25 protein-coding genes are annotated in these 23,011 nt (G+C 37.8%); 13 read left to right on the forward strand and 12 right to left on the reverse strand.

Annotated features, from left to right (window positions below; genetic code table 11):
- Nucleotides 1–15 precede the first annotated feature (15 nt).
- From DRF60_RS16230 to DRF60_RS16260, 8 genes are all read left to right on the forward strand, one after another.
- The gene (locus tag DRF60_RS16230; protein WP_116013066.1) at nucleotides 16–768 is read left to right on the forward strand and encodes an HU domain-containing protein; all 753 of its coding nucleotides are present in this window, start codon (nucleotides 16–18) and stop codon (nucleotides 766–768) included.
- Nucleotides 756–1,307, forward strand: a complete 552-nt coding sequence (locus DRF60_RS16235) for an acyl-CoA thioesterase (RefSeq protein ID WP_116013069.1) — start codon at nucleotides 756–758, stop codon at nucleotides 1,305–1,307. Before DRF60_RS16230 ends, DRF60_RS16235 begins: the two co-directional genes overlap by 13 nt.
- Before the next feature lie 132 nt (nucleotides 1,308–1,439).
- A complete protein-coding gene (locus DRF60_RS21835) occupies nucleotides 1,440–1,580 on the forward strand; it encodes a GxxExxY protein (RefSeq protein WP_317125831.1) in 141 nt (46 codons plus the stop codon).
- 11 nt (nucleotides 1,581–1,591) lie between these two features.
- Entirely contained in the window at nucleotides 1,592–1,732 is a 141-nt protein-coding gene (locus DRF60_RS21840) for a GxxExxY protein (protein WP_317125832.1), read from the forward strand.
- 66 nt (nucleotides 1,733–1,798) lie between these two features.
- The gene (locus tag DRF60_RS16245; protein WP_116013072.1) at nucleotides 1,799–2,728 is read left to right on the forward strand and encodes a 2-hydroxyacid dehydrogenase; all 930 of its coding nucleotides are present in this window, start codon (nucleotides 1,799–1,801) and stop codon (nucleotides 2,726–2,728) included.
- Between the two features lie 153 nt (nucleotides 2,729–2,881).
- Nucleotides 2,882–4,144, forward strand: coding sequence for a serine hydrolase domain-containing protein (locus DRF60_RS16250; RefSeq protein WP_116013075.1), 1,263 nt, complete (start codon nucleotides 2,882–2,884; stop codon nucleotides 4,142–4,144).
- Nucleotides 4,145–4,167: 23 nt separating this feature from the next.
- Complete coding sequence (locus DRF60_RS16255) at nucleotides 4,168–5,925, forward strand: Ig-like domain-containing protein (protein WP_116013078.1); 1,758 nt, start codon at nucleotides 4,168–4,170, stop codon at nucleotides 5,923–5,925.
- 4 nt (nucleotides 5,926–5,929) lie between these two features.
- On the forward strand, nucleotides 5,930–6,388 hold the full coding sequence (locus DRF60_RS16260) for a heme-binding domain-containing protein (protein WP_116013080.1): 459 nt from the start codon (nucleotides 5,930–5,932) through the stop codon (nucleotides 6,386–6,388).
- A gap of 60 nt (nucleotides 6,389–6,448) precedes the next feature.
- Here DRF60_RS16260 and DRF60_RS16265 read toward each other — a convergent pair whose 3' ends face one another.
- The 5 genes from DRF60_RS16265 to DRF60_RS16285 form a co-directional block, all read right to left on the reverse strand.
- Nucleotides 6,449–6,967, reverse strand: a complete 519-nt coding sequence (locus DRF60_RS16265; RefSeq protein WP_116013083.1) for an NUDIX hydrolase — start codon at nucleotides 6,965–6,967, stop codon at nucleotides 6,449–6,451.
- 42 nt (nucleotides 6,968–7,009) lie between these two features.
- Complete coding sequence (xerD, locus tag DRF60_RS16270) at nucleotides 7,010–7,924, reverse strand: site-specific tyrosine recombinase XerD (RefSeq protein ID WP_116013085.1); 915 nt, start codon at nucleotides 7,922–7,924, stop codon at nucleotides 7,010–7,012.
- Nucleotides 7,925–7,933: 9 nt separating this feature from the next.
- Entirely contained in the window at nucleotides 7,934–8,356 is a 423-nt protein-coding gene (locus DRF60_RS16275; RefSeq protein WP_116013087.1) for a deoxycytidylate deaminase, read from the reverse strand.
- A 42-nt stretch (nucleotides 8,357–8,398) separates the two neighbouring features.
- On the reverse strand, nucleotides 8,399–9,166 hold the full coding sequence (locus tag DRF60_RS16280; RefSeq protein ID WP_116013089.1) for an enoyl-CoA hydratase/isomerase family protein: 768 nt from the start codon (nucleotides 9,164–9,166) through the stop codon (nucleotides 8,399–8,401).
- 104 nt (nucleotides 9,167–9,270) lie between these two features.
- Nucleotides 9,271–10,758: a catalase gene (locus tag DRF60_RS16285; RefSeq protein ID WP_116013092.1), complete on the reverse strand. Its 1,488-nt coding sequence runs from the start codon at nucleotides 10,756–10,758 to the stop codon at nucleotides 9,271–9,273.
- A 132-nt stretch (nucleotides 10,759–10,890) separates the two neighbouring features.
- On the opposite strand from DRF60_RS16285, the gene DRF60_RS16290 reads away from it, so the two are divergent.
- The 5 genes from DRF60_RS16290 (at nucleotide 10,891) to DRF60_RS16310 (ending at nucleotide 15,616) form a co-directional block, all read left to right on the forward strand.
- Nucleotides 10,891–11,841: a LysR substrate-binding domain-containing protein gene (locus tag DRF60_RS16290; protein WP_116013095.1), complete on the forward strand. Its 951-nt coding sequence runs from the start codon at nucleotides 10,891–10,893 to the stop codon at nucleotides 11,839–11,841.
- Between the two features lie 230 nt (nucleotides 11,842–12,071).
- A complete protein-coding gene (gene metK / locus DRF60_RS16295; RefSeq protein ID WP_116013098.1) occupies nucleotides 12,072–13,352 on the forward strand; it encodes a methionine adenosyltransferase in 1,281 nt (426 codons plus the stop codon).
- An 83-nt stretch (nucleotides 13,353–13,435) separates the two neighbouring features.
- A complete protein-coding gene (locus DRF60_RS16300; RefSeq protein ID WP_116013101.1) occupies nucleotides 13,436–13,927 on the forward strand; it encodes a hypothetical protein in 492 nt (163 codons plus the stop codon).
- A gap of 197 nt (nucleotides 13,928–14,124) precedes the next feature.
- On the forward strand, nucleotides 14,125–14,715 hold the full coding sequence (locus tag DRF60_RS16305; RefSeq protein WP_116013104.1) for an RNA polymerase sigma factor: 591 nt from the start codon (nucleotides 14,125–14,127) through the stop codon (nucleotides 14,713–14,715).
- Between the two features lie 205 nt (nucleotides 14,716–14,920).
- Entirely contained in the window at nucleotides 14,921–15,616 is a 696-nt protein-coding gene (locus DRF60_RS16310) for a YjjG family noncanonical pyrimidine nucleotidase (protein ID WP_116013107.1), read from the forward strand.
- A 266-nt stretch (nucleotides 15,617–15,882) separates the two neighbouring features.
- On the opposite strand, the gene trpS is transcribed toward DRF60_RS16310, so the two are convergent.
- The 7 genes from trpS to ileS form a co-directional block, all read right to left on the reverse strand.
- Nucleotides 15,883–16,851 (reverse strand): tryptophan--tRNA ligase, encoded by a 969-nt coding sequence (gene trpS, locus DRF60_RS16315; RefSeq protein ID WP_116013109.1) that lies wholly within the window; start codon nucleotides 16,849–16,851, stop codon nucleotides 15,883–15,885.
- A 179-nt stretch (nucleotides 16,852–17,030) separates the two neighbouring features.
- Complete coding sequence (locus DRF60_RS16320) at nucleotides 17,031–17,675, reverse strand: SanA/YdcF family protein (RefSeq protein ID WP_116013112.1); 645 nt, start codon at nucleotides 17,673–17,675, stop codon at nucleotides 17,031–17,033.
- A gap of 14 nt (nucleotides 17,676–17,689) precedes the next feature.
- Nucleotides 17,690–18,328 (reverse strand): lipoprotein signal peptidase, encoded by a 639-nt coding sequence (locus DRF60_RS16325; RefSeq protein ID WP_116013115.1) that lies wholly within the window; start codon nucleotides 18,326–18,328, stop codon nucleotides 17,690–17,692.
- Entirely contained in the window at nucleotides 18,328–18,513 is a 186-nt protein-coding gene (locus DRF60_RS16330) for a DUF2683 family protein (protein ID WP_111958618.1), read from the reverse strand. Before DRF60_RS16330 ends, DRF60_RS16325 begins: the two co-directional genes overlap by 1 nt.
- 19 nt (nucleotides 18,514–18,532) lie before the next feature.
- Complete coding sequence (locus tag DRF60_RS16335; RefSeq protein WP_116013118.1) at nucleotides 18,533–18,778, reverse strand: DUF6576 domain-containing protein; 246 nt, start codon at nucleotides 18,776–18,778, stop codon at nucleotides 18,533–18,535.
- An 81-nt stretch (nucleotides 18,779–18,859) separates the two neighbouring features.
- On the reverse strand, nucleotides 18,860–19,240 hold the full coding sequence (locus tag DRF60_RS16340; protein ID WP_048505480.1) for a TraR/DksA family transcriptional regulator: 381 nt from the start codon (nucleotides 19,238–19,240) through the stop codon (nucleotides 18,860–18,862).
- Nucleotides 19,241–19,299: 59 nt separating this feature from the next.
- Complete coding sequence (gene ileS, locus DRF60_RS16345; protein ID WP_116013121.1) at nucleotides 19,300–22,689, reverse strand: isoleucine--tRNA ligase; 3,390 nt, start codon at nucleotides 22,687–22,689, stop codon at nucleotides 19,300–19,302.
- Nucleotides 22,690–23,011: the final 322 nt, after the last annotated feature.

Below are 23,011 nucleotides of genomic sequence, written 5' to 3' on the forward strand. Positions count from 1 at the left end.
TAAATTTGCTGCCAAATGAATATTTCAGCTTACATTTTAGAATATCTGAAACAATTTGGAACTGTGACGGTTCCGGGATTCGGTGCGTTTTCGCTTAAAAACTCCAAGGCAATTATTAATTCTGAGAACGGAAGCATCCTTCCGCCCGCCAGTGAGATCGTTTTCGCGATGGATTATGAGATACAGTCTGATGAACTGGCGGCTTTCATTGCGGCACAGAAACAGATGTCTCTGGAAGCATCCAAAAGCGACCTGAAGATCCAGACCGATTTTTGGAAGAAAAAACTTCAGGCAGATCAGTTTCTGGAAATTCAGAACCTCGGGGTTATCCATATTGAAGATGATAAGACTCATTTCAAGGGGAAAAGAATAGAAGCGGGACATCCGGACTTTTACGGGCTTGAAGAGATTAGATTATCGGATATCAACAACGGTGAAAAGATCAGTACTAAAGAAAGTAAGGAGAAAGATTATACATTCAAAAAATCTATTCTTTGGATTTTTCTGCTTGTGATTCCTGTTTTAGGGATCTTGTATCTGGCGTTTACGCAAAGGGAACTTCTTTTCGGAAAAGAATCTTTTGATAAAGTTTCTGTCCAGACTTCTACACACAGAATTGTAAAAGACACTGTAAAAGAAATAGTGCCTGGTCCGGAAGCGGCTGTTTCAGATTCCCTGAAAAAAGATTCATTAGCAAATCCGGTAGGAAAAGGCGTAAATCCAGTTCCGGCAACTCAAAACAACACTAAGACTCAATGGCAAAAGTAAAAAAAGCGTCAGAATCTCTGACGATCATGACTAATATTGTTCTTCCGAACGAAACCAACTCTTTAAGAAACCTTTTCGGAGGTGAGCTTCTTGCAAAAATGGACCGTTGTGCCTCCATTTCTGCAGCCAGACACTGTGAAAGAAGAGTCGTAACAGCATCTGTAAATCACGTTTCTTTCAATCATCCTATCCCTGAAGGTGGAGTGGTTGTTCTGGAATCTAAAGTTTCAAGAGCTTTCTCTACTTCAATGGAAGTGTATGTGGATGTTTGGTTGGATGACCCAATCAATCAGAAGAAAATTCACACCAATGAAGGAATTTATACTTTTGTTGCAGTAGATGAATTCAATCGTCCTATTCCTATCCCGGATATGATTCCCGAAACAGAGGAAGAAAAGTTAAGACATGCAGCAGCCATCAGAAGAAAGGAGCTGTCATTGATCCTTTCCGGAAGAATGAAGCCTCTGGAATCTGTAGAACTTAAGAAATTATTCCAGGAACCGGAAGAAACAAAGGATTCAAAGAAGGATAAGAAATAAAATCTTTCGTTGTAAGACCTAAACATAAATAACACAAATGTCTGCACAAATTTTCACAAATGATTTGTACGGAGTAAATGGAAAAAATGATAACATCAGGTATTTCAGAAAATGATATATCAAAAGTGGTTTATGAAGCAGGATATCTTGTTCATAAAGAGTAAGCATAATCTATTGGTAGGGAAACAAAAACCAATGCCTTTGGTTTATGATGAAGTAAAGCTGAATGTGGGCTATAGACTGGATTTCCTTATCGAAGTAAATTTGTTTTAGAAATTAAGTCTGTGGAATCTTTAAATGACATACATCTTGCTCAAATTCTTACTTATCTCCGTTTAAGCAATTGCAAGCTTGTAATGCTGATTAATTTTAATAGCCTTCAATTTAAAAACGGGGTAAAAAGAGTAATCAGTGGTACGCTATGAAATTCACATTTGTGTCATTTGTGAGAATAATTAGTGTAATTAGTGTTTAAATTATTCGTGTTAAAAATGAAAATTCTTCTTTTAGATAAAAACCATCCTCTCATCACAGAACAGCTTTTGGCTAAGAATTTTGTATTAGAAGAAGATTTCACATCTTCCTATGATGAGGTTTGTCATAAAATTGAAAACTATGACGGAGTTATCATCAGAAGCAGAATTCCTCTGGATAAAAACTTTCTGGAAAAGGGGAGAAACCTGAAATTCATTGCCAGAGTAGGAGCCGGAATGGAAAATATTGATATTCCAGTTGCAGAGAAACTGGGAATTCAGTTGATTAATTCTCCGGAAGGTAACAGAGATTCAGTAGCAGAGCATGTTGTGGGAATGCTGTTGATTTTAATGAACCGACTTTTTATTGCCTCCCAGGAAGTTAAAAACGGAATATGGCTTCGTGAAGAAAACAGGGGGGATGAGCTTCTAGGGAAAACGGTAGGGCTTATAGGATATGGAAACATGGGGAAAGCGACAGCAAAAAGATTCTCAGGATTTGGCTGTAAAGTTATTTTTCATGACATCCTTTCCGGGCTTTCTGATGAATATGCTTCACAGGTCAGTTTAGACGAATTAAAGCTGTCTGCGGATATCCTGAGTCTACATATTCCGCTGACTTCTGAAACTCAATATCTTATTGATGAAAAGTTTATTTCGGAAATGAAAAAAGACTTTTACCTTATCAATACGGCAAGAGGAAAAAATGTAGAAACTAAATATTTAGTTGGGGCTTTAAAATCAGGCAAAGTAAAAGGTGCCTGTCTTGATGTCCTCGAATATGAAAAAGCATCCTTTGAAAACCTGGAAACTGAAAATGAAGACCTGAAATACCTCCTGGAATCTGGAAAAACAATCGTAACACCACACATCGCCGGATGGACTTACCAAAGTAAAGAAAAGCTGGCACAAGTGATCGTGGACAAGATAATTGCTTCCTACTGTTAGGAAAAATCTAAGGCAAAAGATAAAATTACTCATTGCCTGTGTCTTTATCCCTTTCGCAAGTTTCATCTTTTATGTTAAATAATTCATAATATACGCTGCGAATTGAGAATTTATTTTGAGTTTTATTAAATTGCTGCTCATTTTTTGATACTCATGACGAAGCGTAATTTTTTACTTATTGTAGCTGTTTTTTTATCTTTTATTTCCTGCAAAAAAAATTCTGAATCCAAACAGACTTCAGCTGAAAATACGACCAATCTTCCAAACTACGGAAATGTAGATCTGGCGAATGTTTTCACCAAAGAAGACAATCAGCTTGGAGATAAAGGAATACTCACAGGATACATCGACCATTATTATAAAAAGATCTGGGAAGGGGGAGACCTGAGTGGGGGGATACTCGTCGCTAAAGGAGATGATATTCTGTTTGAAAACTACAGAGGTTTCGGTAGAGAAGGAAACCAGATGCCAATTGATAAAAACACACCGCTGCATGTAGCTTCCGTCTCAAAAACATTGACGGCTATGGCTATGCTGAAATTGGTAGAAGCCGGAAAAATTAAGCTCACCGATCGTCTTACCCAATATTTTCCGGGATTTCCTTATCCGGATGTTACTGTACAGACTCTGCTGGATCAGAGAAGCGGTCTTCCGAAATACGAATATTTTATTGCCAAAATACAGCCGGCTCCGGCAGAACTCTCAAAACCGTTTATTACCAATCAGGATGTTCTGAATATGATCATCAGGTACAAACCTGATCTGGCAAGAGATACGGATACGGGTTTTATGTATTGTAATACCAATTTTGCGATGCTTGCCTTATTAATAGAGAAGATCACTAAAACTCCATTCCCGCAGGCCATGAAAGAAATGGTGTTTCAGCCTTTGAAAATGGAACACACTTATATTTTTCAGGAAAAGGATATTCCTACGGCAGCACAATCCTTTTATTACGGCGGAAACAGACTCTATCCTTTGGACAGGCTTGATCTTATTTACGGTGATAAAAATGTATATACAACACCAAGAGATCTTTATAACTTCTCCAAAGCCATGTTTTCAAAAGACTTCTTAAAGCCTGATCTGATGCAGATGGTTTTCACGCCATACAGTAACGAAAAAGCAGGAATGAATAATTACGGACTCGGTTTCAGGATGAAGATTTTCGATAATGGCGAGAAACTTACCTATCATAATGGATGGTGGCACGGAACCAATTCTGTCTTTGCCCATCTGCTGAAATCAAAAGTAACGATCGTGGCTATTGGAAACAAGTATTCCGGTAAAGTATATACAGCACTGGCTTTATCAGGATTATTTGAGGATTTTCCGGCTCAGAAGGATAAGCTGCACAGTATAATGAACGACAATAAAGATACTTTGAATGACGGACATGAAGTTTTTGGAGAATAATGTTTAATTTTGCTTAAACATATATGAAAAGACTTCTTCTATTATTCGTTATCTGTTTTCTTGTACACTCATGTGCAAGAGTAGGGTCTCCAGTGGGAGGACCGAAGGATACCCTGGCTCCAAAGTTTTTAAGCTCTAATATTGACACGACAAGAGTCAATGTAAAAAGAGACATCCACGAGCTCAGGCTGGATTTCGACGAATATATTACCTTAAAGGATATCAATAAAAACCTGATCATTTCTCCGCCTATCAAAAATATAAAGCGGATTCTTCCTTCCAATATTGCCAATAAGTTCGTGATGATCCAGTGGGAAGATACCCTTCAGGCTAATACAACTTATAACTTCAACTTTGGAAACTCAATTGCTGATAATAATGAGTCTAATATTCTTAGGTATTTCAATTTTGCTTTTTCTACAGGAGATAAACTGGATGACCTTTATATCAGCGGTGAAATTTCGGATGCGGTAGCTATTAAAAAGAAAGAGGGTGAAAATAAACTTGTGGTGGGACTTTACCAGGTAAAAGATACCATGAATTACAGGCAGAAGCCTTATTACATTACAAAAGTGGATGAAGACGGTTATTATGAACTCAACTATCTTACACCGGGAAAATATAAGATTATAGCTTTTGAGGATGAGAATAGCAATTCTATTTATGATCCGGGAAAAGAGAAAATAGGATTCCAAAAAGAAGCTGTAAATGTTGAAAAGTCTGTTTCAGGATTGAATTTAAAAATATATCCTTCCAAGAAGCCTTTGAAATACGTTGAAATGAAAGAAAGTCCTGGGGGAGCTATCATGACATTTGAAGGAAACCCGGAGAATGTGAAAGTAGCTTCTGTAAACGAAAAGCTTAAGGATATTAAAGTGACTCACCGCCCGAAATCTGATACGGTAAAGATCTGGTTTGATGCTGTAAAAAGCGATGTAGGGCAGACGGTTACTGAAAATCTTAAATTCAGCTACGATATCGGCAGCAAGCAGGATACCGTTTCCGTATTCTATAAGTACAACAAGAAAAATGCAATGGATCTTGAAAACGACAGCGGAGGTCCTCTATTGGCTCCGAATTCTGACTTTAATATCAGATCCGGCTATATCATAGATAAAATAAGTCCTGAAAAGTGGACTCTGAAAGGTGACAGCTTAACCACCCAGGAATTTACTGCCAAAATCTCTGAAACAGATCCTTACCAGATTCAGATTCATTCAGATTTTGTGAATGGAAAAAAATATCAGCTTACGATTCCAAAAGAAACAGTATCGTCTTATTACGCTAAAAATGTACAATCAAAACGTTTTGACTTTGAAGTAGAAAAAGTAGATCAGTTTGGAAGCCTTGCATTTAACATTCAGAATGCACCGGAGGCCAGTTACTGGATTCAGCTTCTGGATGGTTCGGATAAAGTCATTTATTCAAGATATACCAAAGGTAACAGCGTGAAATTCGACATCCTGAAACCTAATGAATATATCGTAAGGATATTGGTAGATAACAACGGAAATAAATTCTGGGACGAAGCAGATTTTGAAAAAGAAACTTTTGCTGAAGATTCGTATGTCTTCTACAAAAAAGCTGTTGTACGTCCATTATGGGAGACCAAGGAAGACTGGGACCTGAAAGATACCAGAACGCTCGATAATCCTAAAGGAAATATCCCTAAACCTACAGATATTCCTGCAGAAGAAACTACTGATGCAGCCGTGCAGAAAGAAGTAACCAAAGAAGTGAAGTCAGATTCCGGAAATGCAGTCCTGACGCCGGTAAAATAAAGGTATGGGTACAGTAAAGAAAGTATTATTCTGGACACTTGTTGCTTTTGCATTAATCCAGTTTATTCCCATTGATAGAGTAAATAAACCTGTAAATTCAGCAGCTAACTTCGTTGATGCAAAAAAGACACCGGAAAAGATCAGGAGCTTGATAAAAGGAGCCTGTTATGACTGTCACTCCAATGAAACAGTATATCCCAAATATGCTTATGTTGCACCTGTTTCATGGTCTGTAAAAAGCCATGTGAATGAAGGCCGGGAACATCTCAATTTTTCTGTTTGGGGTACATATAACAAGGAGCTGAAGGAAAGCATGCTGAGCAAATCCATTCAGACAATCCAAAGCAAAGCGATGCCTATGCCGGGATATATCGTCTACCACAAAGAAGCTAATCTTACAGACGCTGAAAGAACATTACTTGTTCAGTATTTTGAAGATATGCTGAAATCAAAATCTTATTGATATCAAATAAAATAACTCCCACACATGGTAATCTGCGGGAGTAAATTTCTTTATAATAACTTACCGGTTATTCTTCAGATATTCCTCAAAAAAACTCTGTTGAGACTCAAAAGCAATATCATCAAGGTCCAAAGCATTCAGAGGAATCCAGATCGCTTCGGATATTTCTGAAAGCTCAAGATTCACCTCAAACTTTTCCTGAACACGGTACTCATAAAAAAGATCGATTGTATTGTAATCAATTTCTTTATACTGATAGACGTTCGGGAGGCTGGTAAGATACTTTAGTTTTGAAATATCCACATCAAGCTGAAGCTCTTCAAAAAGCTCTCTTTTGCACGTTTCCTCTGCGCTTTCCCTTGGATCTACAAAACCTCCGGCCAGATCAAGTTTTCCTTTTTTAGGGTCCCTGTTTCTTCTGGTAAGGTAGACTTCATCACCACATCGGATAACAACAGCTACCGCGCCGGCAACGTTATTGTAGAGGGTAAAACCGCATTCGGGACAGCTCCATTTCTTTTCGCCATCCCAATGCAGGGTTTCTTTGCCACAGCTTGGGCAGTATTTCAATAATTTCATCTGTTAACAATATTTTTTCAAAAGCCAGATGGAACTTCGTTTTTATTGAGCAATATTAATATTTCTCGGGTGATAAGTTAAAATCACATCCCGAAGTTCTTCTGTTTTCAGATGAGTGTAGATCTCCGTAGTGGTAATACTGGAATGTCCCAGCATTTCCTGGATATAACGAAGGTCTGCCCCATTCTGTAAAAGGTGTGTTGCAAAAGAATGTCTGAAAGTGTGCGGAGATATTTTTTTGCTTACCCCAGCTTTATCTGTAAGTTCTTTAATGATCAGAAAAACGATCACTCTGGACATAGATGTTCCACGGCTGTTAAGAAACAGCGTATCCTCATACTTTTTATTGATCTTGCTTTTCGAACGTACTTCTTTAATGTAAGTTTCCAAAAGTTCAGCAGTGTAATCGGCCAAAGGAACGAAACGTGTTTTGTTGCCTTTTCCGTTTACTTTAATGTACTGTTCTTTGAAATTGATGTTCGAAATCTTAAGGTCAATAAGTTCCGAGACGCGTAATCCGCATCCGTAAAGAACTTCAATGATACAATGATTTCTCTTTCCGAGGTCAGAATGCGACTCAATGGCTGCAATAATCTTATTGATATCAGGCAGACTTAAGGTGTCAGGAAGATACAATCCCAGTTTTGGACCTTCAAGCAGTGACGCAGGATTGTCTTCTCTGGACTCGTCCTCAAGCAGAAACTTGAAGAAAGCTTTTATCGAAGAAATCCATCTTGCTTGTGATCTTTCGCTGAACTTCTGTTTGGAAAGATTGAAGATATATTCCTGTAAGTTTTCGTAACCGATAGAGTCTGGACCGACGTTTTCCAGATCCACTTCGGCATAATCTTTTAATTTTTTGATGTCTCGAATATACGCATCGAGAGTATTTTCTGAAAAATTTCGTTCGAAACGAAGAAATATTTCAAAATCTTTGATCTTTTCATCCCAAGTCATATTTGTGCTTTATTTTTTTAGTTCACAGTCCGATATTTGTTCTATTTCAATACCATGATTTCTCAAGAACGCTATTCCATCGTCGTCTGAATACTCATTAATATACACAAGTCTTGTAATTCCAGCCTGTAGAATCAGCTTACTGCATTCTTTGCATGGCGACAGCGTTAAATATAACGTAGCACCTTTTGCAGACTGAGTGGAAGCGGCCAGCTTTAATATAGCGTTGGCTTCCGCATGAAGTACATACCAGTGTGTTTTTCCCTCTCCATCTTCACAGCAGTTTTCAAATCCCGAAGGAGTTCCGTTGTAACCATCTGAAATAATCATCCTATCTTTTACGATAAGAGCTCCTACCTGTTTTCTCTTACAGTAGGATAATTTTGCCCACTCTTGGGCCATTTTTAGATAAGCTTTATCAAACTTATTCATACCACAGCATTAGTTTTTTCGAAATAATTTGGATTAAAAATCTTAGAAGTTAGGCTTTCTTTTCTCTAAAAAAGCGGTAACTCCTTCTTTCTTGTCGTTCATTTCAAAAAGTTCCCCGAAATACCTGATTTCAGATTCAAAACCTTTATCCGTATCAGACAAGTTTACGGCTTGGATGGCCTTTGATATAGCCATTGGTGAGTTATTGGCTATAATACTCGCTAATTCTTTTGTTTTGGTTAATAATTCTTCAATAGGGTATACTTCATTCACCAATCCGATTTCCTTTGCTTTTTGGGCGGGAATCATTTTGGCAGAGAAGATCATTTCGTTGGCGATACCTTTTCCTACCAGCTTCGGAAGTCTTTGAGTTCCTCCGTAACCCGGAATTAATCCCAGCGTAACCTCCGGAAGTCCCAGTCTTGCATTCTCTGATGCATATCTGATGTGGCATGCCATTGCTAGCTCTAAACCTCCTCCCAATGCAAAACCGTTCACGGCAGCAATAACAGGTTTAGATGTGTTTTCAATTTTATTGAACAGGGTATTATGCCCGTTTCTGGCCAGTTCTTCGGCTTTTTCCTGTCCAAAATCACTGAATTCTTTTATATCTGCTCCCGCTACAAATGACTTTTCACCGCTTCCTGTAATGATGATTACCCTACAGGACTGGTCAGCATTAAGATCATCCATAGCTGAACTTATCTCTTGAATCGTTTTTGCGTTTAAAGCATTTAAGCTTTGAGGTCTGTTTATGGTTACAACAGCTAATTTTCCTTCCTTTTCTAATAATATATTTTCGTAACTCATTTTTCCACTATAAAATATTATTTTTTGCAAATTATGAATTTTTTACAAAAAAAAGGAAAAAATATTAGTTTTTTTTCCTTTTACTTGATGAATCCTTCAAAATACTATTTCGAATGATTCATCATATTTGCATCAATATTGATGTTAAGCTGAGATGCCACTTTCATGCCAAGTTCTATATTAGTCCTGAAAAAGTGACATAATTGACGGTTGATAATTTCATCTTTTTTCGGTCCCGTAATTCCTTTCATACTTCCTACGATATTGCTGATTAAGTGTTCTCTATCTTCAGCCGTCATAGATTTTGTATACAGTAATCCGGGTTGAGTATAATGATCATCATCATTTTCATTCCTGTTATAGTTGGCAACATGGGCACTGTCCAGTTCATATTCATAATTTTTATAAGCGGAATCCGGCTTAATGTCATCAAAGCTGTTGGGGAAATAATTCGGTTTGTCCTGATACTGGCTCGAATCTGCCATAAAGCCGTCTCTCTGGTAGTTGTTGACTGCAAAAGGACAACGATTCACTTCCAGCTGGTGGGCATTTACTCCCACTCTGTATCTGTGGGCATCAGGATAAGAGAATAGTCTTCCCTGAAGCATTTTGTCCGGAGAAAAACTGATTCCATTAATAAGACTGCTTGGCGAAAATGCAGATTGTTCCACATGGGCGAAATAATTGACCGGAACCTCATTTAGTTCCATTTCACCCACTTCGATCATCGGGAAGTCATCGTGAAACCATACTTTAGTAACATCAAAAGGATTCCATCTGAAGTCCTTAGCCTGCTCTTCCGTCATCACCTGGATATACATGGTCCATTTCGGAAAATCTCCATTTTCAATAGCGTTGCAAAGATCTTCCTGCGCGAAATCCGGGTTTTCTCCAGCCATCTTTACCGCTTCAGCATCAGTGAAGTTTTTGATTCCCTGTTTTGTTATAAAATGGAATTTCACCCAAACTCTTTCATTTTGAGCGTTGATCATCGAAAAAGTATGTGATCCGAATCCGTGCATATGTCTATAGCCATAAGGTGTTCCTCTGTCTGACATTAAAATAAGAACCTGGTGAAGAGATTCCGGATTATGGCTCCAGAAATCCCACATCATTGTAGCACTTTTTAAATTGGTTTTCGGAACTCTTTTCTGAGTATGGATGAAGTCCGGAAATTTTTTAGCATCCTTAATAAAGAATACAGGCGTATTATTTCCTACCAGATCCCAGTTTCCGTCTTCCGTATAAAATTTTAAAGCAAAACCTCTGGGGTCTCTTGCCGTATCTGCACTTCCTTTTTCACCGCCTACGGTAGAAAAGCGGGCAAACATTCTGCATGAGTTTCCGATTTTTGAAAATAATTTGGCTTTTGTATATTGGCTGATATCATGCGTTACAGTAAATGTTCCGTAAGCACCACTTCCCTTAGCATGGACAATTCTTTCAGGGATTCTTTCCCTTACAAAGTGTGCAAGGTTTTCCTGAAGAATGAAATCCTGCAGCAGTACAGGCCCTCTGGGTCCTACGGTCTGTGAGTCCTGGTGTTCAAAATAAGGTGCGCCGTTGCTTAGCGTTAATTTTTTAGAATCCATATAGTTATGATTTGTATGGTTGATTTCCCTTGTAAACTGTCTTATGCAGACGTATTAAATATCAAATTTACTTGAATTTTTGATTACAAATAGCAAAAACATTTTATCTTTGTAATAGATAATATTAATCAGATGAACATTCAGCAACTGGAGTATCTTATCGCTGTAGATAAGTACAAACATTTTGGTAAAGCAGCCCAGGCATGCTTTATTACGCAGCCTACATTAAGTGCGATGATACAAAAATTTGAGGATGAACTGGATGTGAAGGTGTTCGACAGAACAACACACCCGATTCGTACTACCGATGTAGGGCTCCAAATCATTGATCAGGCAAAGGTAATTATAGAATCTGTCAATGAGCTGAAAAATAAAGCTAATCTTTTGAATAATATTTTGGGCGGAACGATCAATTTAGGAATCATTCCTACCGTTTCTTCCTTCATTTTGCCGACAGAGATCTTTAAATTTTTGGAAGACAACCCGAAAATCCAGATGAATGTAAAAGAAATGACCACTGATAATATTGTCAAAGCTTTAAAAGCAGGTGAACTGGATGCCGGAATTATTTCTACACCTTATGATTCTGCTGATGAATTTTATCAGGACTTTCTTTTCAATGAAGAACTGATGATCTACAGTTCCAATACGGAAGCGAATAAAAAGAATACTTATATCATACCCGAGGAGCTGAATGTTGAAAAAGTCTGGCTTTTAGAGGAAGGAAACTGTTTGAGAAACCAGTTTGAGAATATTTGCCATTTAAAAGAAAACACATTGAAACCTAAGAATTTAGATTTCTTAGCATCCAATATTCAGACTTTAGTCCATATGGTGGATAAAGTAGGAGGAATCAGCATTCTGCCGGAATTAGCATTAAGCCAGCTTTCAGAAGAGCAGAAGGAGAATGTTTTCAGGTTCAAAAAACCTTTCCCTTACAGAGAGATCAGTATTATTTATTATAAGCCGACCTTTAAGCAGAAAATCATTGATGAGCTTTCACTCTTTATCAAAAATTCTCTTGAACTTAAATTGAATTATCATGTAAACCCGAAGGAATTTGTAAGCATCAAGCCGCAATGAACTAAAAAGGCAGCAAAATGATATAAATCATTAATTCTAAGAAAATTATAATTAGTAAGCAAAATCCTTTAGTATTAAAAAAATAGTACTTAAATTTGCAGACGTTTATAAACGAGGAAAAATTTGACCTGATTGCAACCTCTCTAAAAATATGCTAAAACAGTATTCTTTCTAGGCAATTTATTCTTATTTTTCTTCACATATTTTTAATCTAAAAAACAAAGAATAATATGTCTTATCTATTTACATCTGAATCAGTTTCAGAAGGACATCCGGATAAAATTGCCGATCAGATCTCCGATGCATTAATCGATCACTTTTTAGCTTATGATAAAAGCTCTAAGGTAGCATGTGAAACCCTTGTAACGACAGGGCAGGTTGTGCTGGCCGGAGAAGTGAAGTCCGATGCATATCTTGATGTTCAAACTATTGCAAGAGATGTTATTAACGGAATTGGATATACTAAAGGAGAATATATGTTCAATGGAGATTCGTGCGGTGTGATTTCAGCAATCCATGAACAATCTCCGGATATTAATCAGGGAGTAGACAGAGCAGTAAACGACGAATCTTTTGAAGCTAAAGCTAATGCACAGGGAGCTGGTGATCAGGGGATGATGTTTGGTTATGCAACCAACGAAACGGCGAATTATATGCCGCTTGCTCTTGATCTTGCCCACACTATTCTTAAAGAACTTTCTGTATTGAGAAGAGAAGGAAACGAAATCGCTTACCTTCGTCCGGATGCAAAAAGCCAGGTAACTATTGAGTATTCTGACGATCACAAGCCGGTAAGAATTGATTCTATTGTGGTTTCTACACAGCATGACGATTTCGGAACTGAAGAAGAAATGCTGAATAAGATCCGTGAAGACATCAAAAGCATCTTGGTTCCAAGAGTAGTAGCTCAGCAGACTGAAGAGATTAAGGCATTGTTCAACGATCAGATCAAATATCACATCAACCCAACAGGGAAGTTTGTGATCGGAGGTCCCCACGGGGATACAGGTCTTACGGGAAGAAAAATTATCGTAGATACCTACGGAGGAAAAGGAGCTCACGGTGGTGGTGCTTTCTCTGGAAAAGACCCATCAAAAGTAGACAGAAGTGCTGCGTACGCTACAAGACACATTGCTAAGAACTTGGTGGCTGCAGGAGTGGCTGATGAAGTTTTGGTACAGGTTTCTTATGCAATTGGTGTTGCTGAGCCTTGCGGTTTATACATCAACACGTATGGAACTGCAAAAGTAGATCTTCATGACGGTGATATTGCTAAAAAAGTGACATCAATCTTTGATTTAAGACCTTATGCCATTGAGCAGAACTTAAAATTAAGAAACCCTATCTACCAGGAAACGGCTTCTTACGGACATATGGGGAAAGAACATTATATAGCTGACAAAACATTCAATAAGGGGCAGAAAAATGAATTGACCCTTACAGGGCTTGAGTTCTTTACCTGGGAAAAACTTGACAAAGTAGACGAAATTAAAGCCGCTTTCGGTATTTAATTGGTCTTCAGAAATAATAAATAGGACTGCTTTATCTTTGGGTAAGGCAGTTTTTTTTAATTTTACACCTTAAATAATTAGAGATGATGAATTTTAGATCAGCAGTTACTGTACTTTTTATATTTTCCCTGAGCGTAATGGCAAGAGCGCAGTACACCATGCATAAAATGGTCAGCGTGGGGTATGCCTATCAGAATCAAAGCTTTGGGGAATTGGGAGGCAAGCTGCTCTTTCTGAAACATGATGATGTGATATACCGACTGGGTGGCTCTGCTCTGATGGGTTCTGCAGGTTCTAAATTTGCGATCATGCCGAAACTGCAGGCCGATGTGCTTCTTAATTTTGAGAAAAATGTAGATTTCTACCATTCTTACTATCTGTTAATAGGAGCAGAGGGAACCAATAAATATATTGCACCGAAAATAGGAGTTACCCTCTTCGGGATTTTAGATCTTGCTGGTGGCTATGCTTTCCCGATTGCAGATGCACGTTTGAATGGAAAAGAACTAAAAGGTTTAAATGTTAATTTAACATTAAATATTCCTACTGTCTTTATTCATGATATGTTTAAGTGATTTTTTTTAAATTTTCTCGTAAAAATTTAATAATAGGTTAACGGTTATTAAAAAATTATTATATTTACACCATATAATAATTGTACTGCCTATTGATCTTACTTTACTCTAAAAAACTGTTTTGTATTTACAGCTAGGGCCAGATAAAATATCTGGAGAATTGCTGGTCTGCAAATTTTTTATTATTGAGAAGAGTTATGAAATCAAAAACGGACAGCCTACTAATTTCCCTTTACCAGAAAGGAGATGAAGAAGCCCTATCAGCCCTTATTCATCGTCATCAGAGAGAACTGTTTACATTCATTTTTTACAAAATTAATGATGAAGACCTGGCCAATGATGTTTTTCAGGATACATTCATGAAAATCATCCTGATGCTGAAAGAAGGACGGTATAACGAAGAAGGAAAATTTATTCTTTGGGCAAAAAGAATCGCATACAACCTTATTATTGATCATTTCAGGCTGAAAGCGAAAAACGTTAAAGTTTCAGAGACTACTTTTGAAACAGACGAGTATTCTATTTTTGATATGATCCGGGAGCCTTCGGAAAATATTGAAGATCAGCTTGTAACACTGCAGATCCAGGAGGATTTGTTAAGAATGCTTCAGTTTCTGCCACAAAACCAGCAGGAAGTCATTAAATTAAGATTTTTCGATGGGCTAAGCTTCAAAGAAATTGCAGATCATACCAATATGAGTATCAATACAACATTGGGCCGGGTTCGTTATGCGCTCATTAACCTGAGAAAAATCATGGACGAAAATAATATTGTATTGACACGATAGAATAATAATTTCATAAAATTCACGTTTAAAGGAAAACATACTTTTCGCCTATGAAAAAAAATGATTCTTTAAAAGTGAAAACTTTGAAACCTAAGAAACAAACCATTGATTTTTTATTGAGTTACTCAAAAAGCGTTGAATTGGTGCAGTCCAAAAGCAAAAATTTTCCGATTTCTAAAAATTAAATTGAGTATTTTTGTGCTGTATGAACATTCAGCACATTTTTTTTGACCTGGACAACACGCTCTGGGATCACCGTAAGAACGCTTACCTTACCATCAAAGATCTTTTTGAAAAACAGGAAATCACTCTACACTATAATATTGACTTTGAAAGCTTTCATTCTGTTTATCATGAAATTAACGAAAGACTTTGGGAGAAGATCAGAGATGGCATCATTGGTAAAGAATACCTGAGAAAGCACCGTTTCTATGATACCTTTAAACATTTCGGTGTGGATGATGAGGAGCTTGCCCAATACTTTGAGGAACATTTTCTGGATAAGATTCTTAACCATAATGAGCTGGTAGAAGGGACAGAATATATTTTGAAATATCTGAAATCCAAGCATTATACATTGCACGTTATTTCCAACGGCTTCCAGGAAGTAACAGAAAGGAAATGCATCTTATCCGGAATAGATACATATTTTAAAACCATTACCAGTGCCGATTCTGTAGGAGTGAGAAAACCCAATCCAAAGATCTTTGAATATTCTCTCAGTCTTGCAGAAGCCAATAAAGAGGAGAGTATCCTGATCGGGGATGACTGGATTGCGGATGTTGTCGGTTCACAGAATTATGGAATTGATGTAATCTTCTTTGATGTTTATAAAGAAAATAAGCAGAATGAAGGTCTAAAAAGTATTACCCATCTTCTTCAGATCAAAGAATATTTATAAAGGCCAGCTTAGATTACCTCAAGGCAAAGTCTCCAAAAAATACCTTTGTCAATGTTTTAAGCCTTGACAAAGATGGCAGTAGAAAGTGTATCACAACCCAATGATGTGGATTGGGAATCATTTAGACAAAAATCTTTTTCATAAGGGTACAGGAAAATTTCATAAAAAAGGCCGTTTTCACTAGGTGTAAAACGGCCTCTTATGAGTTTGAAGATGGATTGCATTGCTTTATTCTTTCTAAAAATAATGCTTTGGTATCTTAATGCTTAAATTCCTAAGCTTGTTCTTACTTTTTTAATGGTTTCTGTTGCAATGACTCTTGTTTTTGCTGCGCCTTCCTGAAGTTTAGCTTCCAGCTCATCCAGATTGTCCATATAATAAGCAAACATTTCTCTTTCTTTTGCAAAACGGGTTAAGATCAGATTCAACAGCTCTAATTTAGCATGCCCGTAACCGAAGTTTCCGGCAAGATATTTAGCTCTTAACTCTTCCGTCTGCTCAGGAGTGGCGATCAGTTCATAAATCGCAAAAACCTTATCTGTTGCAGGATCTTTTGGCTCTTCCAGAGCTTTAGAATCGGTTTCTATGCTCATTACCTGCTTTTTCAGCTCCTTTTCAGGAAGGAAAATATTAATGATATTTCCCATAGATTTAGACATTTTACGGCCATCCGTTCCGGGAACATATTTTGTGTCTTCCTGAAGCTCAGCTTGAGGTAAAACCAAAACTTCACCCATCTGATTGTTGAACCTTGATGCTACATCACGGGCAATTTCAAGATGCTGAAGCTGATCTTTTCCTACGGGTACAACCTCCGCGTCATACAGTAAAATATCCGCAGCCATCAGGATAGGATAGGTGAAGAGCCCGGCGTTAACATCCTGAAGTCTGTCTGCCTTATCCTTAAATGAATGAGCAAGCGTTAATCTCTGGTAAGGAAAAAAACATGATAAATGCCAAGAAAGTTCACAGGTTTCAGGGATGTCACTTTGCCTGTAAAAATATGTTTTTTCTGTATCCAGCCCACAAGCAAGCCAAGCCGCAGCGATCTCGTAGGTATTCTGTTTTAAAACCTGCGCATCTTTAATCTGGGTAAGAGAATGAAGATTCGCAATGAATAAAAATGATTCATTTCCTTCCTGCTTGGAAAGTTCAATAGCAGGAATAATCGCCCCAAGGAGATTTCCAAGATGGGGTGTTCCGGTGGCTTGAATGCCGGTAAGAATTCTTGACATTTGTTTAAATTGTTTAAAAAATTAATGAACTGCAAATTTAACTAATTCTCCCGCAGATTACATAGGTTTGAACAGATGTTTGTGTAAAATTAAAATCCGGAAAAGCTTTCAGTAAAAAGGTCACAGTGTTGGCAGGTCATTTTGAAGATCATAGCACATCTGGCCGGGGAATGATAAGATCAGGGAATCATGATCTTTTCTCCTCCGAATTTCGGCTGAACCCCGAAAAGAAGATCCCAGTAAACTTTTGTTTTGGCAAGATACTCTCTGAGGTTGGTCTTTAAGCCGGCGTATTTATTTACATCATTAGCATTATACCCGAAAGCTTCTATTCCGTTTTTTTTAGCCAGAAAAACAGCTCTTTCATTGTGGAATTTCTGTGAAATGATCACAAGTTTATGCTGTCCGAAAATATCTTTAGCCCTGACTACAGAATCCAGGGTTCTGAATCCGGCATGGTCCATGATAATCCTATCCTTCGGAATACCGTACTGCATTAGACTAAGCTGCATATCTTCCGGTTCATTATAATCTTTAGTGCTGTTGTCTCCGCTTACGATGATGTACTTGATTTTGCCACTTTTATACAGATCTATAGCAGCCTGAATCCTGTTGTAAAAATAGGCGTTAGGCAATCCGCTGCTTAATGTTTTACCGGTTCCCAGTAGCAAAGCCACTTTCGTTTCAGGGACATCAGAGATCTTATAAGAAACAAAAGCACTGCTTTCTTTTCTGATGCTGTAGTTAGCCCAGGCTATAAAAATAATTCCCGCTACAAAAAGCAGCAGGAAAATTTTAAAAATATTTTTAATTACTTTTTTCATCCGGAATACTGTTTTTAAAACTCAAGCCCGTTAGGAAAAGCTTTTTTTCTGAATATTAATAATAAAGCAGCTCCTACCGTAATAGCAGAATCGGCCACATTGAAAATATACTTGAAGAATTCAAGGTGTTTACCACCAATCAAAGGGATATTATCAGGAACATACCAATCGACCAAAGGAAAGTGAAGCATATCCACTACGCAGCCTTTCATAAAAGCAGAGTAACCCTGTCCGAAAGGGACAAACTTTGAAACTCCTCCGTAGCCTATCCAGCGGTCGATGCTTGGGTCGTAAACTGTTCCGCTGTCGAAGATAAGTCCGTAAAACATTCCGTCAATGATATTTCCGATAGCGCCGGCAAAAATAATAGCCATCGGAATCAGAAGATAGTTGGAAGCTCCCTGTTTCAGCCATTTCTTGAACATGTAAACCATTCCTCCAATTAAGAAAAGTCTAAGGATCACCAGAAAATATTTACCGATAATGCCTCCGAAATGAAGCCCGTAAGCCATTCCCGGGTTTTCTACGAAAGTCAGTTTAAAGCCTGGGAAAACAGTAACACTGTCATCCAGATTGAAGTGGGTTTTGATGTAAATTTTTGAAGCCTGATCAATTAACAATACTAAAAATGTTATAGCTAAGATCTTTTTCATTACTGTCCTTTTGGTTTAGAAGGTTTCTCAGAATTTTTCTTGTCGAAGATTTTCTTGGCTACCTTTTCTGTATGGAACGTGTTTTTGGTCTGAGCACGCTCGTATCTGATGTTCATATCTTTTAAAACACTTTTCAGTGCACTCAGTTCCATAGGGTTTTTAGGATGTACTATGATAGATTCCATTTTCTTTTCTTTTTAAATGTTACATTTTGGACAGCTCATCGAGTCTTTTCCGGTCTTTTGCAGACAGGTCATTAACGCCGTTTTTGCCCATTTTACTCAAAATTCTGTCAATTTCTTTTTCCCTTTCACGTTTATCAGAATTAAACTGATCATCAATGGTGTAGTTCTTCTGCCGGTCAGGAAAGAATCTGTTTTTGATCCATTCTCTATTGAAAAACAGTAAAACTGCAGCAACAATAATTGCTAAAATTAATACTTCGCTCATGGGTATACATTAAAAATTAGGTTTATAAAGTATCCGTGAATACGATATAAACCCAATAATATTTTTACAAACCTTAACGGTTTATTTCTGCATATTTTTCGCTTCAATGCTCAGCGTAGCATGAGGAACGGCTAAAAGTCTTTCCTTAGGGATCAGCTTTCCTGTCACTCTGCATACACCATAGGTTTTATTTTCGATTCGGATCAAAGCATTCTTAAGATCACGCACAAATTTTTCCTGGCGTCCTGCTAATATAGAGTTCTGCTCCTTGCTCAGCGTTTCTGCTCCTTCTTCAAAAGCTTTGAATGTAGGGGAAGTATCGTCTGTACCATTATTCTGGTCATTGATGAAGCTTTCTCTGATCAGCTGAAGATCTCTTTCTGCTTTTTCTATTTTTTCTCTTATGATAGCTTTAAATTCCTGTAAATCAGCATCGCTGTATCTTACTCTTTCGTCTGACATATTCTTTTCTCTTTTTTAATAAAATTATGAAATGGAATTTGAAATACAATAACTATATGTTAATTTTTTTCGACATTTATCTTAAAATTAACCTCATCTATTTCGATTTCGTTAAAATTTGAAAGTGAAGATACAATTTCTATTTTATTTGACAAGACCTCAGATGAAATATATTCCTCATTTTTCTTAACATCTTCAATGAAAGGTGAGTTTTCTTCAATGGAGATTTTAATTCTGTCCGTCAGTTCAAAGTCCTTCTCTTTTCGCAGGTTCTGAATTCTGTTGATGAACTCCCTTGCAATACCCTCAGATTTTAATTCTTCTGTTAACGTCAAATCTAATGCCACAGTTGTTTTCCCGTCTGAAGTTACTGTCCATCCCGGGATATCTTTTGTAGAGATTTCCACATCATCAAGGGTGATCTCATACCCCTGAATATCTATTTTTCCTTCTTTTTCAAGGCTGGCAATCTGTTCCGTATTAAGATTCGCAATTTCTCCGCCTACCGTTTTCATATCTTTTCCTAATTTAGGACCTAAAGCTTTGAAATTCGGCTTGATTTGCTTTACAATTAAATGCGATGCTTCTTCTGCATTAATCAACTGTAATTCTTTCACGTTCACTTCCTGCTTGATCAGGTCCGCAACGGCTAAAATCTGCTCCTCAGTTTTCGCATCCAGAACCGGAACCAATACTTTCTGTAAGGGCTGGCGAACTTTAACGTTCTCTTTCTTTCTCAGGGAGAAAACCATGCTCGTGATGTTCTGAGCCAAATGTGTTTTTTCTACCAGATCCTGATCGATCAGACTTTCATTAGCTACAGGGAAATCCGTTAAGTGTACAGATTCACAGTTTTCTTTTCCTGTTACCTTATTTAAATCCTGATATAATTGATCCATAAAGAACGGAGCAATAGGCGCGGATAATTTCGCCACTGTTTCAAGACATGTATATAAAGTCTGGTAAGCCGAAACCTTATCATCAGAATAATCTCCTTTCCAAAAACGTCTTCTGCACAGTCTTACGTACCAGTTACTCAGATTATCATTCACAAATGTGCTGATGGATCTGGCTACTCTGGTAGGTTCGTAATCTTCGTAGAATGCTTTTACTTCTTTGATTAAAAGATTAAGCTCAGAAAGGATCCATCTGTCGATTTCAGGACGGTTTTCCACTTCTTTTTCTGCATAATTGAAGCCATCCACATTGGCATACAATGCAAAGAACGAGTACGTATTATAAAGGGTTCCGAAGAACTTTCTTCTCACTTCGTCAATTCCTTCGATGTCGAATTTCAGGTTTTCCCAAGGGTTTGCATTCGAGATCATGTACCATCTGGTAGCATCCGGACCGTATACGGAAAGTGTTTCGAAAGGATCTACAGCATTTCCTAAACGTTTTGACATTTTCTGCCCGTTCTTATCCAGAACAAGACCGTTACTCATCACATTTTTATAAGCAACCGAATCAAAAACAGCAGTACCGATGGCATGAAGGGTATAGAACCAACCTCTCGTCTGGTCAACACCTTCTGCAATGAAATCAGCAGGGAATGCTTTATTGTTGTCGATCATTTCCTTATTTTCAAAAGGATAATGCAGTTGTGCATAAGGCATAGACCCTGAATCAAACCAAACGTCGATAAGATCACTCTCGCGGTTCATTGCTTTTCCTGAATCCGAAACCAAAATTACTTTGTCCACCACATTTTTATGAAGATCAACCAATTCATAGTTCTGCTCGGACATATTTCCTATTACAAAACCTTTGAACGGATTCTCTTTCATGTATCCTGCCTCAACAGATTTTTCTATTTCATTGTATAATTCCTCTACAGATCCTATAATCTTTTCTTCTTTAAGATCTTCCGTTCTCCAGATTGGCAACGGAATACCCCAATATCTTGAACGGGATAAATTCCAGTCGTTCACATTTTCAAGCCAGTTCGCGAAACGTCCTTCTCCGGTAGCTTTCGGCTTCCAGTTGATTTCCTTGTTTAAATTAACCAGTCTGTCTTTTACAGCGGTCATTTTCACAAACCATGAATCAAGCGGATAATACAATACCGGCTTGTCAGTTCTCCAGCAGTGTGGGTAACTGTGAACGTATTTTTCTACTTTGAAGGCTTTGTTTTCTGTCTTCAGAACGATCGCCAGTTCCACATCCCATGATTTCTCAGGAGCGGTTCCGTCGTCATAATATTCGTTCTTGATATATTTTCCTGAAAATACTTCAGGTACATTTTCTCCTTTGATGAATCTACCCTGCAGGTCAACCAACGGAACCAGATTGTCGTTTCCGTCTTTTACCAACATGGGAGGAATTCCTGCCTCTTTAGCTACTCTCGCATCATCAGCACCAAATGTAGGGGCAATGTGAACGATACCGGTACCGTCCTCAGTGGTTACAAAATCTCCGATGATCACTCTGAAAGCTTTTTCAGGGGAGTCATTAGGTGTAAACCAAGGGATAAGCTGCTCGTATTGGGTTCCGGCCAGTTTTTCTCCGGTGAATTCTTTGACCACTTTGAAAGGAATCACTTTGCTTTCTGCAGTATAACCGGCAAAATCTTCATCTGTACCTTCTGTATATTTCTTACCGAATACTTTAGGTAAAAGAACCCTTGCCAATATAATGGTGATAGGTTCAAAGGTATATTGGTTGAATGTTTTAACCAAAACATATTCAATATCTCTCCCTACTGCAAGTGCTGTATTGGAAGGTAAAGTCCATGGAGTAGTTGTCCATGCTAAAACATGTACATCTCCATCCACATCACTGAACAGTTCAGAAGTTTCTTTCTTCGCTTTGAACTGTGCCACAACCGTTGTGTCAGAAACATCACGGTACGTTCCCGGCTGATTCAGCTCGTGGGAAGATAGTCCTGTTCCGGCTTTCGGAGAATAAGGCTGAATCGTGTAACCTTTGTACAATAATTCTTTATCATACAATTGCTTCAGTAACCACCAAACCGTCTCCATATATTTGGATTTATACGTGATATACGGATCCTCAAGGTCTACCCAGTATCCGATTTTTTCCGTAAGGTCATTCCATACGTCTGTATATCGCATTACCGCTTCACGGCAGGCTTTGTTGTAGTCTTCAATAGAGATTTTTTTGCCAATATCCTCTTTCGTAATTCCTAATTCTTTCTCTACGCCCAGTTCCACAGGAAGTCCGTGTGTATCCCAGCCCGCTTTACGGAAAACCTGTTTCCCGTTCTGCGTCTGGAAACGACAGAAAATATCCTTTAATGCTCTGGCCATAACGTGGTGAATTCCGGGCATACCGTTTGCTGAAGGCGGACCTTCATAAAAAACAAACTCGGCATTACCCTCGCGAATCTCAACACTTTTACTGAACGTTTTATTCTGTTTCCAAAATTCCGCTACATTCTCGGCTACGTCAATAAGGTTGAGGTTTTTGTATTCTTTAAATTGGCTCATTGTAAATATCTCAATATCGTTGATTAATTAAGTCTGCAAATTTAGTGATTTTTGTCGGTTTATAAGATATGTTTTATTTAGCTTATATCTATTAAAAAGTTCAATTTCAGAAATATAAATGGAGGAAGTGGTAAAAAGTGAATGGTGAATGGTGAATAGGTCAATTTTTGTCACTGTTTTTATATGGAATTTAGAGCATTTTTTATCAATAGAAGCGGGCTTTAGCCCAATGTCATTAAGTTAGTAAACTATCACAAGCTATTCTTTTGATTTTTAGAGACTATTGGCTTAGCTCTTGCTTTATATTTGCCTATATTTCTTT

It is taken from the genome of Chryseobacterium elymi, assembly GCF_003385495.1.
Lineage (GTDB): Bacteria > Bacteroidota > Bacteroidia > Flavobacteriales > Weeksellaceae > Chryseobacterium > Chryseobacterium elymi.

Bases quoted from the DNA above. Each gene is read 5' to 3' on its own strand.
- ileS (WP_116013121.1), bottom strand. From the start codon at position 22,689: ATGAGCCAATTTAAAGAATACAAAAACCTCAACCTTATTGACGTAGCC.
- xerD (WP_116013085.1), bottom strand. From the start codon at position 7,924: ATGACTTGGGATGAAAAGATCAAAGATTTTGAAATATTTCTTCGTTTC.
- DRF60_RS16250 (WP_116013075.1), top strand. From the start codon at position 2,882: ATGACGAAGCGTAATTTTTTACTTATTGTAGCTGTTTTTTTATCTTTT.
- trpS (WP_116013109.1), bottom strand. From the start codon at position 16,851: ATGTCAAGAATTCTTACCGGCATTCAAGCCACCGGAACACCCCATCTT.
- DRF60_RS16235 (WP_116013069.1), top strand. From the start codon at position 756: ATGGCAAAAGTAAAAAAAGCGTCAGAATCTCTGACGATCATGACTAAT.
- DRF60_RS16325 (WP_116013115.1), bottom strand. From the start codon at position 18,328: ATGAAAAAGATCTTAGCTATAACATTTTTAGTATTGTTAATTGATCAG.
- DRF60_RS16260 (WP_116013080.1), top strand. From the start codon at position 5,930: ATGGGTACAGTAAAGAAAGTATTATTCTGGACACTTGTTGCTTTTGCA.
- DRF60_RS16255 (WP_116013078.1), top strand. From the start codon at position 4,168: ATGAAAAGACTTCTTCTATTATTCGTTATCTGTTTTCTTGTACACTCA.
- DRF60_RS16310 (WP_116013107.1), top strand. From the start codon at position 14,921: ATGAACATTCAGCACATTTTTTTTGACCTGGACAACACGCTCTGGGAT.
- DRF60_RS16275 (WP_116013087.1), bottom strand. From the start codon at position 8,356: ATGAATAAGTTTGATAAAGCTTATCTAAAAATGGCCCAAGAGTGGGCA.
- DRF60_RS16245 (WP_116013072.1), top strand. From the start codon at position 1,799: ATGAAAATTCTTCTTTTAGATAAAAACCATCCTCTCATCACAGAACAG.
- DRF60_RS16280 (WP_116013089.1), bottom strand. From the start codon at position 9,166: ATGAGTTACGAAAATATATTATTAGAAAAGGAAGGAAAATTAGCTGTT.
- DRF60_RS21835 (WP_317125831.1), top strand. From the start codon at position 1,440: ATGAAGCAGGATATCTTGTTCATAAAGAGTAAGCATAATCTATTGGTA.
- DRF60_RS16335 (WP_116013118.1), bottom strand. From the start codon at position 18,778: ATGAGCGAAGTATTAATTTTAGCAATTATTGTTGCTGCAGTTTTACTG.
- DRF60_RS16230 (WP_116013066.1), top strand. From the start codon at position 16: ATGAATATTTCAGCTTACATTTTAGAATATCTGAAACAATTTGGAACT.
- DRF60_RS16320 (WP_116013112.1), bottom strand. From the start codon at position 17,675: ATGAAAAAAGTAATTAAAAATATTTTTAAAATTTTCCTGCTGCTTTTT.
- DRF60_RS16265 (WP_116013083.1), bottom strand. From the start codon at position 6,967: ATGAAATTATTGAAATACTGCCCAAGCTGTGGCAAAGAAACCCTGCAT.
- DRF60_RS16300 (WP_116013101.1), top strand. From the start codon at position 13,436: ATGATGAATTTTAGATCAGCAGTTACTGTACTTTTTATATTTTCCCTG.
- DRF60_RS16340 (WP_048505480.1), bottom strand. From the start codon at position 19,240: ATGTCAGACGAAAGAGTAAGATACAGCGATGCTGATTTACAGGAATTT.
- DRF60_RS16305 (WP_116013104.1), top strand. From the start codon at position 14,125: ATGAAATCAAAAACGGACAGCCTACTAATTTCCCTTTACCAGAAAGGA.
- DRF60_RS16330 (WP_111958618.1), bottom strand. From the start codon at position 18,513: ATGGAATCTATCATAGTACATCCTAAAAACCCTATGGAACTGAGTGCA.
- DRF60_RS16285 (WP_116013092.1), bottom strand. From the start codon at position 10,758: ATGGATTCTAAAAAATTAACGCTAAGCAACGGCGCACCTTATTTTGAA.
- DRF60_RS16290 (WP_116013095.1), top strand. From the start codon at position 10,891: ATGAACATTCAGCAACTGGAGTATCTTATCGCTGTAGATAAGTACAAA.
- metK (WP_116013098.1), top strand. From the start codon at position 12,072: ATGTCTTATCTATTTACATCTGAATCAGTTTCAGAAGGACATCCGGAT.